Consider the following 14,548-nt stretch of genomic DNA (forward strand, 5'->3'; position numbering starts at 1 on the left):
GCCGCGACCGTGCTCGCAGTAGAGTTTGACGACGAAACGCCGGCCCATCTTGAGCGACGACGCCCCATACACGACGTCGAGTAGGTGCCGTGCCGCTACGGCACCAGCGACGCAAGCCAGTCACGCCCTTCATCCCAATCGCCCAACCCGCTCTCGGCGTTGATATGCCCGCGCGGGCCGATGTTGGTGAAACGCGCCCCCCATGCCTGCGCGCAGCGTTGAGTGAAATCGAGGCTGCCGTAGGGGTCGTCGCTGCTGGCCACAACGATGGCCGGAAACGGCAACGGCTCCATCGGCACCTCATCGTATCCGCTCGCATCGGCAGGAAAGCCCGGCCCCCGCGGATCGGGCACCGCGACCAGCAATGCGCCCGCCACCTTCGCCCGCACGTCCTGCCCGGCGCGTTGCGCGGTCGCGGCCCACATGACCGCAGTCAGGCTGCCGAGGCTGTGCGCGGCGAGCAGCAGCGGCGACGTGCCATGCGCGGCCACAGTTCGGTCGAGCGCATCGCGCCAGTCGGCGCACACGGGATGATCCCAGTCGGGCATCGCCACACGCTCGAACGCGGCATCGCGCGCTTCCCAGCGCGTTTGCCAATGACCGTCGCCGGAATTTCCGTAACCGGGCAAGACTAATGTTTTCGTCAAAGACATGATCGGGGCACTTATTGAACCGTTGCTGAATGGCGAACGCCATCCGCTCATCGCGCGTTAGTATAAGTGGCGAAAAATCCAACGCGCACCGGAGCCTACGTGATGAATGAGGAAGCCCAATGGTCCGCCGTCGACGCCTACCTGTGCGACACCCTCGTGCCCAGCGACACAGCGCTCGACGCAGCCCTCGAAGCCAGCGCACGCGCAGGTCTGCCGAACATCAACGTCTCCCCGAACCAGGGCAAGTTGCTGCACTTGCTTGCCCGCATGCAGGAGGCGCGAACGGTACTCGAGATCGGCACGCTCGGCGGCTACAGCACGATCTGGCTCGCCCGCGCGCTGCCGCCAGGCGGTTCGTTGACCACGCTCGAAATCAACCCCGATTACGCGCGGCTCGCCGGTGAAAACATCGAGCGCGCCGGGCTGGCCGCAACCGCGACAGTGCGCGTGGGCGACGCCGTCCACACACTGCGGCGGCTCGCAGAGGAACGCGCCGGACCATTCGATTTCGTCTTCATCGATGCGAAGAAGGAGTACAACCCGCAGTATCTGGAAGGCGTGCTCGCACTCTCGCGGCCCGGCACGATCATTGTCTGCGACAACGTCATCCGCGGCGGGCGCGTGACGGATTCGGCAACGGACGACCCCGACGTGCAGGGCGTGCGCCGCTACTTCGAACTCGTCGCGGGCAACCCGCGCTTGTCGAGCACCGCGATACAGACAGTCGGCAGCAAAGGGTGGGACGGCTTCGCGATTTCGCGCGTCGAACGCTGAGCGCGTCGAAAGCGGAGGCCGGCAACAGCACAGCGCTTGTGCCGCTCAGAGTAGAATGGCCGGATCACGCGGGCGCAGCCCGCCTCGTTTAAGCCGACTTCCACTTTCCGCATGACTACCGAACGCAACGACAACGATGCCGGGGCGGCAGCACCGTCCAACTTCATCCGCCACATCATCGACGAAGACAACCGCACGGCCAAATGGGGCGGACGCGTCGAGACGCGCTTCCCGCCCGAGCCGAACGGCTATCTGCATGTCGGCCACGCCAAGAGCATTTGCCTGAACTTCGGCATCGCACGCGATTACAGCGGCGTGTGCCACTTGCGCTTTGACGATACCAACCCCGAAAAGGAAAGCGTCGAATATGTCGACTCGATCGTCGACGCCGTGCGCTGGCTCGGCTTCGATTGGGAAAAAGACGGCAAGGCGCACCGCTATTACGCGAGCGACTACTACGACGACCTGTACCGGTTCGCCGAACTGCTGATCGAACGCGGTAAAGCCTACGTGGACAGCCAGTCCGCCGAGGAAATGCGGCTTGCGCGCGGCTCGCTCACTGAACCGGGCAAGCCGTCGCCCTACCGTGAACGCTCGCCCGAGGAAAACCTCGCGCTCTTTCGCCGCATGAAGGCGGGCGAATTCAAGGAAGGCGAGCATGTGCTGCGCGCGAAGATCGACATGAGTTCGCCGAACGTCAACATGCGCGACCCGGTGCTTTATCGCATCCGGTTTGCACACCATTACCGCACGGCCGATCAGTGGTGCATCTATCCGATGTACGACTACACGCATTGCATTTCGGACGCACTCGAGCAGATCACGCATTCGCTGTGCACGCTCGAATTCGAAGACCATCGCCCGCTTTACGACTGGATCCTGAACGAACTGGCCGACGCCGGCGTCTTCACGCGTCCGCTGCCGCAGCAAATCGAGTTCTCGCGGCTCAATCTCACCTATGCGATCACGAGCAAGCGCAAGCTGCTGCAACTCGTGACCGAAGGTCATGTCGACGGCTGGGACGACCCGCGGATGCCGACGATCGTCGGCCTGCGCCGGCGCGGTTTCACGCCCGAAGGTATTCGGCTTTTTTGCGAACGCATCGGCGTGACGAAGGTCGATTCGTGGATCGACATGAGCGTGTTCGAAGGTGCGCTTCGCGACGACCTCGACGATAAAGCGCCACGTACGGCAGCGGTGCTCGACCCGCTCAAGCTCATCATCGACAATTTCCCCGCCGATCTGATCGAGCACTGCACGGCGCCAGTCCATCCGCATCATCCCGAGCGCGGCGTGCGAACGTTTCCGATCTCGCGCGAGCTGTGGATCGAACGCGACGATTTCGTCGAAACGCCGCCGAAGGGCTATTTCCGGCTCTATCCCGGCAACAAGGTGCGGCTGCGCTATGGCTACGTCGTCGAATGCACCGGGGCGGACAAAGACGAGCACGGCAATGTCGTCGCCGTTCACTGCAATTACTATCCGGACAGCAAGTCGGGCACGGAAGGCGCGAACACTTACAAGGTGAAGGGCAATATTCACTGGCTGAGCGCGGCGCACGCCGTGCCGGCCGAGGTGCGTCTTTACGATCGCCTCTTCAAGGAAGCCCAGCCCGACGCGGGCGGCCGCGATTTCCTCGAAGCCCTGAACCCCGAATCGAAGCGCGTCGTGAATGCCTATCTGGAGCCCGGCGCGCACGCGCTGCAACCGGAAGACCGCTACCAGTTCGAGCGCCACGGCTACTTCGTGGTCGATCACTACGATTCGAAGCCCGGCAAGCCGGTATTCAATCGCATCGTGAGCCTGCGCGACAGCTGGGGCAAGCCGGGCTAAGAACGTACCTTAGCCACAAGCACGACGAACTAAAGCGTGCGATGCAGTTCGCCAAGCGAGAGCGTCGTGTCGAACAGACGCGCGAGCGAGCGGCTCGCGTAACGTTCAAGTTCGGCGGGCGCCACCCAGCAAAAGGCATCCATCTCGGGGATCATCGAGCCGTCCCGGCGGCTCGGAAACATCGACGTGCAGGTGCAGCTCGCCAAGTCGACTTCTCCCTCGTCGATGCGCGCCGCAAATAAATGCAGGTCCTTGTCGCGTCGATAAACAAAACGCCCGAGGTCTTTCAGACGCTCGGGCGCAAGCACAATGTTGGTCTCCTCGCGCAGTTCGCGCAGCGCCGCATCGATCGGCGCCTCTCCCGTTTCGCCTTGTCCTTTTGGAATGTCCCAATGCGACGTATCGGTCGCGTGAGCGAGCAGCACGCGGCCTTGCGGATCAAGCAAGACCACGCCACAAGATACCGTGCGCTTGCTCATCCCTGCCCCGGACCGATCATGTCGTAGCAGCCCTCCCGCCCGCCGCCATTGCCGCTCGCCGCTCGTCCAGCAACCATCGATAAACGGCACCCCCCGCCAACCCGCCGATCAATGGCACAACCCAGAAAACCCACAATTGCGCTATTGCCCAACCGCCCTGAAATAAAGCCACGCCGGTGCTGCGGGCCGGATTAACCGATGTATTGGTAACCGGAATACTGATGAGGTGAATGAGCGTCAATGCAAGGCCAATGGCGATTGGCGCAAAGCCGGCGACTGCCCGCTTGTCGGTCGCGCCGAGAATGATGATCACGAAAAACGCCGTCAATACGAACTCCGTGACAATAGCGGCCGTCAGCGAATATCCGCCCGGCGAATGCTCGCCATAGCCGTTGGAAGCGAACCCGCTCGCCGCGGCATCGAAACCGGGTTTGCCGCTCGCAATGCAATAAAGCACGGCTGCGGCCGCAATCGCGCCAATCACCTGCGCTACGATGTACTGCACCACCTCACGCGCCGGGAAACGCCCGCCGGCAAAGAGCCCAACCGTCACAGCCGGATTGAAGTGCGCCCCGGAAACGTGGCCGAGCGCGAAAGCCATGGTCAACACGGAGAGGCCGAATGCCAATGCCACGCCGACAAAGCCTATGCCTAATTGCGGAAAAGCTGCCGCGAGTACGGCGCTGCCGCAACCGCCCAAAACGAGCCAAAATGTGCCCAACGTTTCTGCTGCGAGCCGCTTGATCATTAGAGCCTCGCTACGGTGATCAGGTGTGTGAATACTAGGCCAGGCAAATAGGCAACTCAAGCGTATCAAGGTTAATAGACGTCATTTTGACAATATTTGATATTTGAACGCAGCATGCATCGAATGCGAATACCGAAAGGTGATCATTTATGTGATTCGTAGCCATCAGTCAACGTCTGTAAAAAGGCAATCACGTCGCGAATCTCGGCTTCATTGAGCGCGGGCTTGTCGCCCGGGCCACGATCGAAAGGCGGCTCCGTGTTGACGTTATCCCGGTAACGAGCCGGCAGATCGTCGAACTTGCGCGCCCGGCCAGCGGCGACACGATAAAAGCGCTCGGGGTGAATATCGCGTTCGACGTAAAAACGCAGTACGTCCTCGAGCGAGCGATAGATGCCGTTGTGAAAAAACGCGTGGCGCGTCGCAACATTACGCAGCGTGGGCGTGCGAAACAGACCGCAGAAGGTATCGCGCCCTGCCAGATCGGTGCGCCACGGCCCACAGGCGCCGAGATCGAAAAAGCGCGGGTCGCGGTTGGCCGCGAGTACACGATTGCGCGGCACGCCGAGCGCGATTAAACCGAAATCGGTCAGTAAAGGCGGCGAGCCGTCTTTTGCGCGCGCGCTTGGATGGCAGCTTGCGCAGTTGCCCTTTCGTTCGTCCTCGAAAAGCCGCAAGCCCCGTAACTCCGCTGCGGTGAGCGAAGCGCGGCCGGCGAGGTAAGCGTCGTACTTGCTCGTGTAAGGCGAAAAGCGCGCCGGCTCTTCCTGAAAAGCGGCAAGCGCTTCGAGCACCGCATCGAATACGGCTTGATCGTCGTCCAGCTTGCGCGCGCCGAACGCAGCATGGAACGCATCGGCATAAGGCGCCGCCCGCACCGCCGCGGCAACGCGTGCCGGCGTGCTGTCCATCTCGAACGACGACAACAGCGGAATCGCGGCCTGCGCACCGCGCGCATCGACTCGTCCGTCCCACGTGAGGCCGCCCGTCGGCCCGGCGTCGACGCTTTCGTCGCCTTCGTCGTCCGAATCGTGATAGTGCTCGGTAAAGGCAGGCACCGACTGCAAGTACATCAGCGAGGGCACGGCGCGGTAGCCAGGCTGATGCAGATCGCGCCCGCCCAGTTGAACCGGCAATGCGTTGGGCGGCCCGAACGCATGTGCCGGACTATGGCACGACGCGCATGCGAGTTTGCCGGAGCCGGATAGCGAAGGGTCGGAAAAGAGCCGCTCGCCAACAGCCGCTTGCTTGCGCACCGAGGCATAAACCGCGGCGCGCGTCACACCGCCCTGCTCGGCCGCGGCGGTGGCCAGCGGGCGAGGCGCGTCGACCGCAGGCGGCGAGCACGCAATCAGCAGACAGGCCGCGAGCGCGGCCGCGCATCGGTCGTACCATCGGCCCAGCAGCAAAGGGGCGCGCGTACCTCGAGTGGCGGCCACGTGCGGCCCTCCCGTGTCTATGTCAGCAAAACGACTCATTGTCGCGATAAACTGCTCCCGCCAGCGCTGCGACATATCGGGCTATCGAAGCATCGAAATGCGAACCGCGCGGCCAAGAGGAGAATAAAGATGCGCAAGAATACGAGAAAATTCCTGGCTGTGCCGCTCTCGCTGGCCGCTTTTCTGACGGTCGTCGGCTGCGCAAGCAGCGCCGGCGACGGCAAGCCGAACCTGTCGGCGGTGCGCAACATCGTCGTGATCTACGCCGAGAACCGCAGTTTCGATAACCTGTACGGTCACTTCCCCGGTGCGAACGGCTTGCAAAACCTGCCGGCGCAACAGGCGCGACAGCTCGATCGCGACGGCACCGTGTTACCAACGTTGCCGCCGATCTGGAACGGACTGACGCAGCGCGGCGTCACGCCGGCTGTCACGCAAGCCATGACGACGGCCTTGCCGAATGCCCCGTTCGCCATCGACGACCCCGACGGTTTCAATACGTCGCGCCAAGTGGCCACGCGCGACCTCTGGCACAGGTTCTACGAGAACCAGATGCAGATCGACGGTGGCAAGAACGACAAGTTCGCTGCCTGGGCCGACTCCGGCGGCCTGACCATGGGCCACTACGCGGCCGATACTTCGACGTTGCCGCTTTGGCATGTCGCGCAACGCTATACCCTTGCCGATAACTTTTTCATGAGCGCATTCGGCGGCTCGTTCCTCAATCACCAATGGCTTGCGTGCGCCTGCACCCCCGTTTATCCGCATGCTGACCAAAGCCCCGCGGCCGGCCTCGTTTCGGCTGTCGAGCCCGACGGTGTCACGCTGAAAGTGGCCGCGAACTCGCCACGCTCGGCGCTCGCGGGGCCGCCGAAGTTCGTCAACTCGAGCAACCTCACACCCGACTTTTACGCAGTGAACACGATGCAGCCGCCCTATCAGCCAAGCGGCAACGCATCGGCCGCGCAAGGCGACCCGCGCTTGGCCGACCCATCGAATCCGACGACGCTGCCGCCGCAGACGCAACGTCACATCGGCGACGCGCTCGACGACGCGCATGTCTCGTGGGCCTGGTACAGCGGCGCATGGGACGCGGCGCTTGCGGCGATGAACCGCAAGGCCGTCATCTATGGCCCCGAGCGTTCTGCGCCGAACTTTCAGCCGCATCATCAGCCGTTCAACTACTTCGCCGACCTCGCGCCCGGTACCGAAAAACGCGCGCAACATCTGCTCGACGGCGGGGTGGATGGCAAGAAGTTCATCGAGGCAATCGATGCCGGCAAGCTGCCGCAAGTCGCGTTCTACAAGCCGCAGGGCAATTTGAACGAGCACCCGGGCTATACCGACGTCGAATCGGGAGACCGCCACATTGCCGAGGTCATCAACCATTTGGAACGGAGCCCGCAGTGGCCGCATATGGTTGTTGTCGTCGCCTACGACGAAAACGGCGGTTTCTGGGATCACGTCGCGCCGCCGAAGGGCGACCGCTTCGGGCCGGGTACACGCATCCCCGCGTTGATCGTCTCCCCGTTCGCCAAAAAAGGCTACGTCGATCACACGCAATACGATACAACGTCGATTCTGCGGTTCATCACACACCGCTTTGAACTCGAAACGCTGCCCGGGCTCAAAACGCGTAACGACGGGCTCATTGCGCACGGCAATACGCCAATGGGCGATCTGACAAACGCGCTTGACCTGTCGGCGGATCAGTAGCCGCGGTAGTCGGTGAGCGCCGACTTAGCCGTCGGCGCTGTCGGTCATCTCCGCCGTCGCGCGCGCGATGGCGGCCTGCAGATCGAACAGTGCAGCATGCGGCGGCTCGGCGCTTTCGAAGCAGGCTTCGAGCCGCGCGGCCGTCTGCGCGACCTCGTTCAAATGAAACCACGACGCCGCACCGACGATGCGATGCACGATCTCTCGCGCCCGCGCCACGTCTTCTTCGAGCGGCAGCGATAACAGCGCCGCGAGTTCCGCCGCCAGCGTGCGCCGCAACTTTTCCCATAGATCGGTATGCCGATCCGACGGAATGCCGGCTTTTTCGAGCTCGACGATCGGCGGTGCAGTGATGCCGTGGCGCTCAAGCAATTTCTGAAGTTGCTCGACGCTCACAGGCTTCACGAACACCTCGTTGGCACCGGCTGCGAGGCATGCCTCCTTTTGCTGCACCATGGCATTTGCCGTGAGCGCAACGATCACCGTGCGCGGCGCGCCGGCATCGCGCTCGTGTGCGCGAACGCGTTTGATCAGTGTGACGCCATCCATCACCGGCATCGCACAATCGGTAATCACCATGGCGTACTCGCGACGCTCGATCAGCTTGAGCGCCTGCGCGCCGTTCGCGGCCGTATCGCATTCGGTGATGCGCAGCGTCGCCAACTGCCGCTTGAGCACCTCGCGATTGATGTCCTGATCTTCGACGAGCAAGATCTGGCGCTCGGGGGCACTCGCTCCAGATACGTTTGACGATTCCGCCGCTGAACTCCGACCTTCTCCGCGCCGGCGAACGCTCGCGTCGCGATCGACAGGCAACGGCAGCTCGATCGTAATCGTGGTGCCGCAACCCGGCTCGCTCTCGAGCGCGATGACGCCGCCCATCGATTCCACGAGCCGTTTGCAGATGACAAGCCCGAGCCCCGTGCCGCCGGGGCGCGCGACAGCGTGCGAGCGCGCCTGTACGAACGGCGAGAAGAGCCGCGCCTGATCGTCGCCCGCTATGCCGATGCCCGTATCGGAGACAGCAATGACGATGCGCTCGATATTGATGTCGCCGTGCGCCTCACGCGCTTTCACGCCCACCGATAACGACACCACGCCATAGTCGGTGAACTTGGTGGCATTGCCGAGCAGATTCAGCAGCACCTGCCCAATCCGTTGCGCGTCACCGAGATAGCGCGGCGCGAGTTCGCGCGAAGTCTCGACGTCGAAACGCAAACCTTTTCGCTCGATTTCCGGCCTGACGATGCCCGCCGTCCTGTCGACCAGATCCGCCACGCTCATCGGCGCCGATTCGAGCGTCAGATCGCCGTTTTCGCTTTTGGCGAAGTCGAGGATGTCGTTCAGTACGCGCAGCAGGATTTCTGCGGCATTGCGCGCCATATCGAGCAAATGCTGGTCGTCGGCCGGCAAGCGCCCATGATCGAGCAACTGCAAAATGCCGACGACGCCGCTCATCGGCGTGCGAATCTCGTGGCTCACGGTCGCCAGAAAAGCGTCGCGTGCGCGGGCGGCCTCCTCGGCATCATGCTTCGCGGTCACGAGCGCCGTCTGGATCTGTTGGGCCTGCGTCACGTCGTAAACGTAGCCGGTCCAAACGATATCGCCGCCATCGCGCAACTGCGGCGCCGCTTCGAGATTGGCCCAGGCGCGACGCGCTCCCCCGAGCGACAGCGCAAATCCGGCACGTACCGTCTCGCGCGAGCGCACCGAGCGCAAAAACCGGCGTGTCAGACCAAAGCGAGCGTCGCCGTCGAGCGCCGCGAGAAAGCGATCGAACATTTCGCGCGTGGCGTCGGCGCGCACGCCAAGCCAGTCATATGCGCACCGGTTGACGAACACGAGCGCGAACGGCGCATGGCCGTCGCCACGCACGAGCCGCAACTGAAAGACAACTGCAGGCAGCGCCCGTGTCAGCTCCACCAGTTGCTGCTCGGTCGAGCGCCGCTGGCGCACCTCCTTGCGAAGGCGAAGCATGTAAATGCAAAGCACCGTCAGAAACAGCAGCGTGATCGCAATGACAGGAGTCAGGACAATCCACAGCGTGCGCTCCGCAATGCCGAACGTGAACCGTGTGGACAGCCAGCTGTTCTGGATGTGCTCGCGTTCGCTTTCGGGAATGGCGGCCAGCACACGGTCGATCAGCGAAAGCAACCGCGCGTATTGGGGCGAGATCGCAAATGAAAGATCTTCGATGTGTCCCGCGGGCGCCGCGACACGCAAGATGCCGGTGTATTTTTCTCTGACAAGCCGATCGACGACCCCAAGGTTGCCGATATACGCGAACGCTCTGCCGCTTGCCACGGCATCGAGACCCTCCTCGGCCGACGATACGACCATCGTGTGGGTGTTGTGCATTCCGGGTAGTTGCGCGCGCAACATTTCGGAGTCCTTGACGATAGCAATTTCGGAACCCGAAATATCTTCCGCCCCGCCGATGAACGGCGCCGTTTCGCGCGTGACGACGACGAGCGGGTAGCTCACATACGGCCGCGAGTATTGAAATGCCTGGTTAAGACCATCAAGCGGTGAAGCGGCGACGACGACATCGAGGCCGCCATTGTTGGCCACTTGTATCGTTTCAGCCCAGGAATGCGTCGGCACGACACGAAACCGCACGCCCAGCGTCTGATGGATGAAGCCGAGGTAGTCGGCCGAGATACCGCCCACTTCGCCGGTTTCTTTCTGGACGAAGGCCATCGGCGCCCATCCCGGGTCGGTGCCGATCCGCAGCACCGGCAACGAATCGAGATAAGCGCGGTCCTCGGCCGACAGCGGGATGTGCAAATCCCAGGAGATGTGTGGCGGTTGCGCCTCCGCGTGTCTGTTGCGGCATCCGGCCAAGATGGTTGAAGCGATCAAAAGCGCGCCGCAAACGCCGAGCAAAAAGGCTCGGCGCACGCGCACGACGCGCCCGCCACTGCTCAGCGATGCGTTCATGCGGACGATAAATCGTTCTTGCGGCAATACTCGAGCAATTCCTGGTTGGTGCCGACCCCAAGTTTGCGTTGCGCGTTCATCTTATGGCGGCTGATCGTCTTGACGCTGCGGTTGAGCCGCTGCGAAATCTGATTCGGCGTGAGGCCGCCGTATGCAAATAGCCGAATGACTTCGAGCTCGGCCGTTGTCAGCGTGACTTCCTTTCCAACCTTCGATCCAACGATGCTCGCGCTGGCGAGCATCGATTCGAGCCCCGGGCTCAGGTAAGAGCGGCCTTGCGCAATGGCGTGCAACGCGACTTGCAGCTCCTGCACGCTGCCCGCTTTTTCGACGACGCCCTTCACCCCTTTGGCGATCAGTTTGTTGATGATGGCGGCATTGCGCATTGCCGTCACGACAATGATAGGCACGCCGGGGCGCATTCGCATCAGGCGGTCGATCAACGCGAGGCCGTCTTGCGTTTGCTCACCCGGCATCGAATAGTCCGTCACGATCGCATCGCACGTTTGCGCCTGCACCGCGGCAATCAACTCGTCTGAGTTCGATGCCTCGGCGACCACCTCGGCCACGTGATTCGCCTCGACGGCGAGCCGGATCCCGTAGCGAACGATCGTGTGATCATCGCCCAAAATGATGCGCAACTGAAAGCTCATGGTGTCCTCGCATCCGGCGCTCGCCGTGGTTTAAAAATCGGCTTTGTGCGCGATAAAATCTGGAATAGTAAGCAGTTTGGCGTGACTCGATAATACGAAATATCGTGCAAATTGAAGTGGTCGGAGCGGGTTCCTAAATGCGTTTGGTCAAGTAACCGCGGAAAGGCCAACATGTGGGAATAAGCGCCTGTTTTCGTATTTATGCGCCGCCGAGCAAGCATTGCAAAATGGAATCAAACGACGTTGTCCACTCGGCCTCTCCGACCGTCAGCCGGCATGCGCCGGGCTCCAACGAGCCGTCGACTTGCACGACCCATGGCAGCGCGACGCCATTCGAACGCAGCGCCGCTTCATCGGCCGCATGCAGGTGCAAGCAGCCGCTCGGGACAATGCCGACCTGTCTTTCCAACTCGGCGACGACCGCACGCATACGCTCCGCGGGCGACAATGCGGCAGCCAGCCGGCGCAACGCGGCGTCCAGTGCAGCATCGAGCACCGTTTCGAGCCGGCCCACCAGTGTCTCGCGTCCGTTGCGATACGCGGACTCCAACGCTATCGCGCGTTTCAACAGCGCGGTGTCCGCATCGCGCAGACGGCGCGCGTATTCGCCCACTACCCGCTCGTCAAGCGCAGCGGCTTCGCTGCGGGCATGTTGCAGCACGGCGTTAGCCGTCTCGCGCGCGGCTTGCACGTAGGCTGCGGCATCGCGCAGGCAACCGAGCTCGTCGGCCCGATAGATGAGTTTGGTGGACGGCTGCGCATCTGCCGGGGGCATGACAAACCGCCGCGAAACAAAACTCATGATGCTGTTGGCAGCGTGCGCGCAGCCGATAACCAACGCGTCGCGGCCAGCCAGACGCTCAGGCAGCGCGCAACGTCGATACGCTCAAACGCGACGCATGCGCTCGCTGCGGATGCCCGCGGCGGCGCCATCATCGCGATGCGCCCGGCAACATCGCGCCAATCGGCGAGCGCCATCCGTTGCAGCAGATCGAGGCCGCACGCCCGCGCGTCAGCACATTGGCCGGCCGGCGCGGCAAACTGCGCGTCGAAACAGTTGACGTCGCGGTAACGAAGCGCACGCGCCAATCGACGATCGTCGCGATGACCGCGCGTCTGGGCGATGCCGCCCGGTGCTCGCACGATCGCGAGCCATCCCATCAATGCGGCGGCGTCTTGCAGCGCCGTAGGCGACGCCGCAAGCAACTGCTGCCAACGCCTGTCGGCAGGCTGCGCCCAACTCGAAGAAAGACCGAAGGCGTCAAACCAGCCGGCAAAAAGCAGCCGTTGCGCGTGCCGATCAGTGACGTTCGCCAGCACACCGTACTGTCGATGCCATGCCGGATCGGCCCATCGCCATGGTTCGAGCCAGAACGTTGGCCAATTGTCATCGATGCTGCTGCCCATCGGGCCTGCCTCCATTTATGCGCGCCAGAGCCGTTCGGGCGTGCCATCCGGCGCAAGCCCCGACGCCCGACGCCACCAGTACCAACGCAATAGTCGCTGCCGCGAAGAGGCCGCCCCGCGAATCGGTCGGTGCCAATGGCATCGCGGCCGCATTGATTTCCTGCTCGGGCACCACCACCACCGCGACGCGCCGATCGTCTTCGCCGGCGAGCCCCGGCACGCCGTTTTTGACGAGTTGCACGATGCCCGGCACGAGCGGCGAAAGATCGACGTCGCGCCGATGCTTGATCAATAGCGAAGCCGAGGCGGGAATCGACGGTGCGCCCGGCGCAGCGCGCTCTTGCGCAACCACCCGCGAGCGCACCGATACCACGCCGTCGATCTCGAGCAGGGTGCTCTCGATGGCTTGCTCGAGTGCCTGTGCGTAGCGGGCACGCTCCTCGGTCGGTGTGGGCAGCATGCCCTTCTTGCCGAATGCATCGCCTACGCGAGCGCGCGCTTGCCTTGGCAAGCCTGCAGCGTGCAATGCGGATATCGCGCGGGAGAAATCACCGTCGGCAACGGACAGCACGACACCGTCTTTCCCACCAACGCGTTGCACGCCGATGCCGCGTTGTCGCAACACTGACTCGATTTCGTTGGCGCTTTGCGCGTCGGATGCGCGATACAACTCGATGCGCGTGCCGCAGCCGGCCAGCAACAGCAGCAACATAAGCGCCGCGCCAAGCCCGGCCATAATGCGCCGGGATGCTGCCGGCGCAGCCCGAGCGATCATGTCGCCGTGACAAGTTGCTTGAGCGCGGCACCCGCCACGCCCACGAGCCTCGCGCTCCACAACACATCGAGGTTGTAGGCCGCCGTGACACGCGCCTGGCGATGCATCGCGAGCGCAATGGCCGCCCCGCCAACGCCGCTTTGATGTGCATGGGCGATCTGGCCGGGCAGCAGCGTCGCCTCGATGCGATTGCGTTCGATGTCGTCGAGACGGCGCGCCAGATCGCGCAGCGCCGGCAATGCCTGGGACGCGACGGGCGTCGATGGCGCAACGGTTTCGAGCGCCGTTGGCGGCACCGCGGTCGATGCGAGCAGCTGCGCAAAGGCAGCCCCCCCGGCAGCTTCGTTACCCGCGAGCCGCGAAGGCACCTGGGCCGCCTGTGAAGCAAAAATGTGCAGTGTGTCCACGCCGCCTCTTTATTCGTATGGCTAACACTAAGACTAAGGCTTGAGCTGGAGCGTCAATTGACGGAGTGAATTGATCAGCTCGGTCTCCATGCGCGTGTGAGCGGCGTGCAACGCGGTTTGCGCGTCGACGCGGTGCTTTGCGGCCGCAAAAGCGGCTGCAGCATCGGAAGTCGTTTGCGCGACAAGGACTTGCTCGTGCATCAGCGCCGTTGCCGCAGCCGAAAAATCAATTGACGGATCGATCATCGAAAGACTCAGGGCTTGCTAGAAATGGATGCCTTGCGCCGCTTTATGCGCAGCGTTTTGCAACTTGTTGCCTGAATCGAGATGTCCGCTCGCAATGCTGTTCGCCGTGTCGGCCAGCATCTTTTGAATATTGGCCTCCGTTTGCATTTGCATCGTCGTGAGCTGCGTTGCTTCCTGCCGCTTCAACACGCCCTGCATCTGATCGAAGTTGCCCGAGCCGCCGGCCGGACCAGACGTGCCCGAGAACGCAGACGATGCAAACGTGGCTAACGACCCCAGCGCGCCGAGTGCCGGGATAACCGCTGCAATGCTCATGACGAAGCCTCCATTAATGTCAACGTGAGTGGACCTTAGTAACGGAAATGACCCTACCGGTTCCGCATACGTCACGGCTATTTCACGATGTTGGAGGCAAGGCAATGGATCGGATACGCGTTGCGCGTAATGTCGTCCGATTTTTGTATCGAAATCGCTGACG

Annotated in this window: 15 protein-coding genes; 3 read left to right on the forward strand and 12 right to left on the reverse strand. The window is 62.8% G+C overall.

Annotation, left to right across the window (positions count from 1 at the left end; genetic code table 11):
• Window positions 1–95: 95 nt before the first annotated feature.
• Window positions 96–653, reverse strand: a complete 558-nt coding sequence (locus tag ACSQ20_RS12635; protein ID WP_436020401.1) for an RBBP9/YdeN family alpha/beta hydrolase — start codon at window positions 651–653, stop codon at window positions 96–98.
• Between the two features lie 102 nt (window positions 654–755).
• On the opposite strand from ACSQ20_RS12635, the gene ACSQ20_RS12640 reads away from it, so the two are divergent.
• The gene (locus ACSQ20_RS12640) at window positions 756–1,427 is read left to right on the forward strand and encodes an O-methyltransferase (protein ID WP_436020403.1); all 672 of its coding nucleotides are present in this window, start codon (window positions 756–758) and stop codon (window positions 1,425–1,427) included.
• Between the two features lie 111 nt (window positions 1,428–1,538).
• Entirely contained in the window at window positions 1,539–3,260 is a 1,722-nt protein-coding gene (locus ACSQ20_RS12645) for a glutamine--tRNA ligase/YqeY domain fusion protein (RefSeq protein ID WP_436020405.1), read from the forward strand.
• Between the two features lie 29 nt (window positions 3,261–3,289).
• On the opposite strand, the gene ACSQ20_RS12650 is transcribed toward ACSQ20_RS12645, so the two are convergent.
• The 3 genes from ACSQ20_RS12650 to ACSQ20_RS12660 form a co-directional block, all read right to left on the reverse strand.
• On the reverse strand, window positions 3,290–3,739 hold the full coding sequence (locus ACSQ20_RS12650; protein WP_436020407.1) for an NUDIX hydrolase: 450 nt from the start codon (window positions 3,737–3,739) through the stop codon (window positions 3,290–3,292).
• Between the two features lie 16 nt (window positions 3,740–3,755).
• Entirely contained in the window at window positions 3,756–4,487 is a 732-nt protein-coding gene (gene aqpZ, locus ACSQ20_RS12655) for an aquaporin Z (protein ID WP_436020409.1), read from the reverse strand.
• A gap of 143 nt (window positions 4,488–4,630) precedes the next feature.
• Complete coding sequence (locus tag ACSQ20_RS12660) at window positions 4,631–6,001, reverse strand: cytochrome-c peroxidase (RefSeq protein WP_436020411.1); 1,371 nt, start codon at window positions 5,999–6,001, stop codon at window positions 4,631–4,633.
• A 54-nt stretch (window positions 6,002–6,055) separates the two neighbouring features.
• On the opposite strand from ACSQ20_RS12660, the gene ACSQ20_RS12665 reads away from it, so the two are divergent.
• The gene (locus ACSQ20_RS12665) at window positions 6,056–7,642 is read left to right on the forward strand and encodes an acid phosphatase (protein ID WP_436020413.1); all 1,587 of its coding nucleotides are present in this window, start codon (window positions 6,056–6,058) and stop codon (window positions 7,640–7,642) included.
• A 24-nt stretch (window positions 7,643–7,666) separates the two neighbouring features.
• Here ACSQ20_RS12665 and ACSQ20_RS12670 read toward each other — a convergent pair whose 3' ends face one another.
• The 8 genes from ACSQ20_RS12670 to ACSQ20_RS12705 all read right to left on the reverse strand — a co-directional run bounded on the left by ACSQ20_RS12670 (window position 7,667) and on the right by ACSQ20_RS12705 (window position 14,385).
• Window positions 7,667–10,582, reverse strand: coding sequence for an ATP-binding protein (locus ACSQ20_RS12670; RefSeq protein WP_436020415.1), 2,916 nt, complete (start codon window positions 10,580–10,582; stop codon window positions 7,667–7,669).
• A complete protein-coding gene (locus ACSQ20_RS12675; RefSeq protein ID WP_436020417.1) occupies window positions 10,579–11,235 on the reverse strand; it encodes a response regulator in 657 nt (218 codons plus the stop codon). Before ACSQ20_RS12675 ends, ACSQ20_RS12670 begins: the two co-directional genes overlap by 4 nt.
• A 199-nt stretch (window positions 11,236–11,434) precedes the next feature.
• A complete protein-coding gene (locus tag ACSQ20_RS12680) occupies window positions 11,435–12,010 on the reverse strand; it encodes an HrpE/YscL family type III secretion apparatus protein (protein WP_436020419.1) in 576 nt (191 codons plus the stop codon).
• 23 nt (window positions 12,011–12,033) lie between these two features.
• Window positions 12,034–12,642, reverse strand: coding sequence for a hypothetical protein (locus ACSQ20_RS12685; protein WP_436020420.1), 609 nt, complete (start codon window positions 12,640–12,642; stop codon window positions 12,034–12,036).
• On the reverse strand, window positions 12,623–13,417 hold the full coding sequence (gene sctJ / locus ACSQ20_RS12690) for a type III secretion system inner membrane ring lipoprotein SctJ (RefSeq protein WP_436020421.1): 795 nt from the start codon (window positions 13,415–13,417) through the stop codon (window positions 12,623–12,625). The genes ACSQ20_RS12685 and sctJ overlap by 20 nt, the downstream gene beginning before the upstream one ends.
• A complete protein-coding gene (locus tag ACSQ20_RS12695) occupies window positions 13,414–13,824 on the reverse strand; it encodes a hypothetical protein (protein WP_436020423.1) in 411 nt (136 codons plus the stop codon). Before ACSQ20_RS12695 ends, sctJ begins: the two co-directional genes overlap by 4 nt.
• Before the next feature lie 33 nt (window positions 13,825–13,857).
• The gene (locus ACSQ20_RS12700) at window positions 13,858–14,070 is read right to left on the reverse strand and encodes a hypothetical protein (RefSeq protein WP_436020425.1); all 213 of its coding nucleotides are present in this window, start codon (window positions 14,068–14,070) and stop codon (window positions 13,858–13,860) included.
• A gap of 18 nt (window positions 14,071–14,088) precedes the next feature.
• On the reverse strand, window positions 14,089–14,385 hold the full coding sequence (locus ACSQ20_RS12705; RefSeq protein ID WP_436020427.1) for a hypothetical protein: 297 nt from the start codon (window positions 14,383–14,385) through the stop codon (window positions 14,089–14,091).
• Window positions 14,386–14,548 lie beyond the last annotated feature (163 nt).

The sequence above is a fragment of the Trinickia sp. LjRoot230 genome, from assembly GCF_964253315.1.
Taxonomy (GTDB): Bacteria; Pseudomonadota; Gammaproteobacteria; order Burkholderiales; family Burkholderiaceae; genus Trinickia.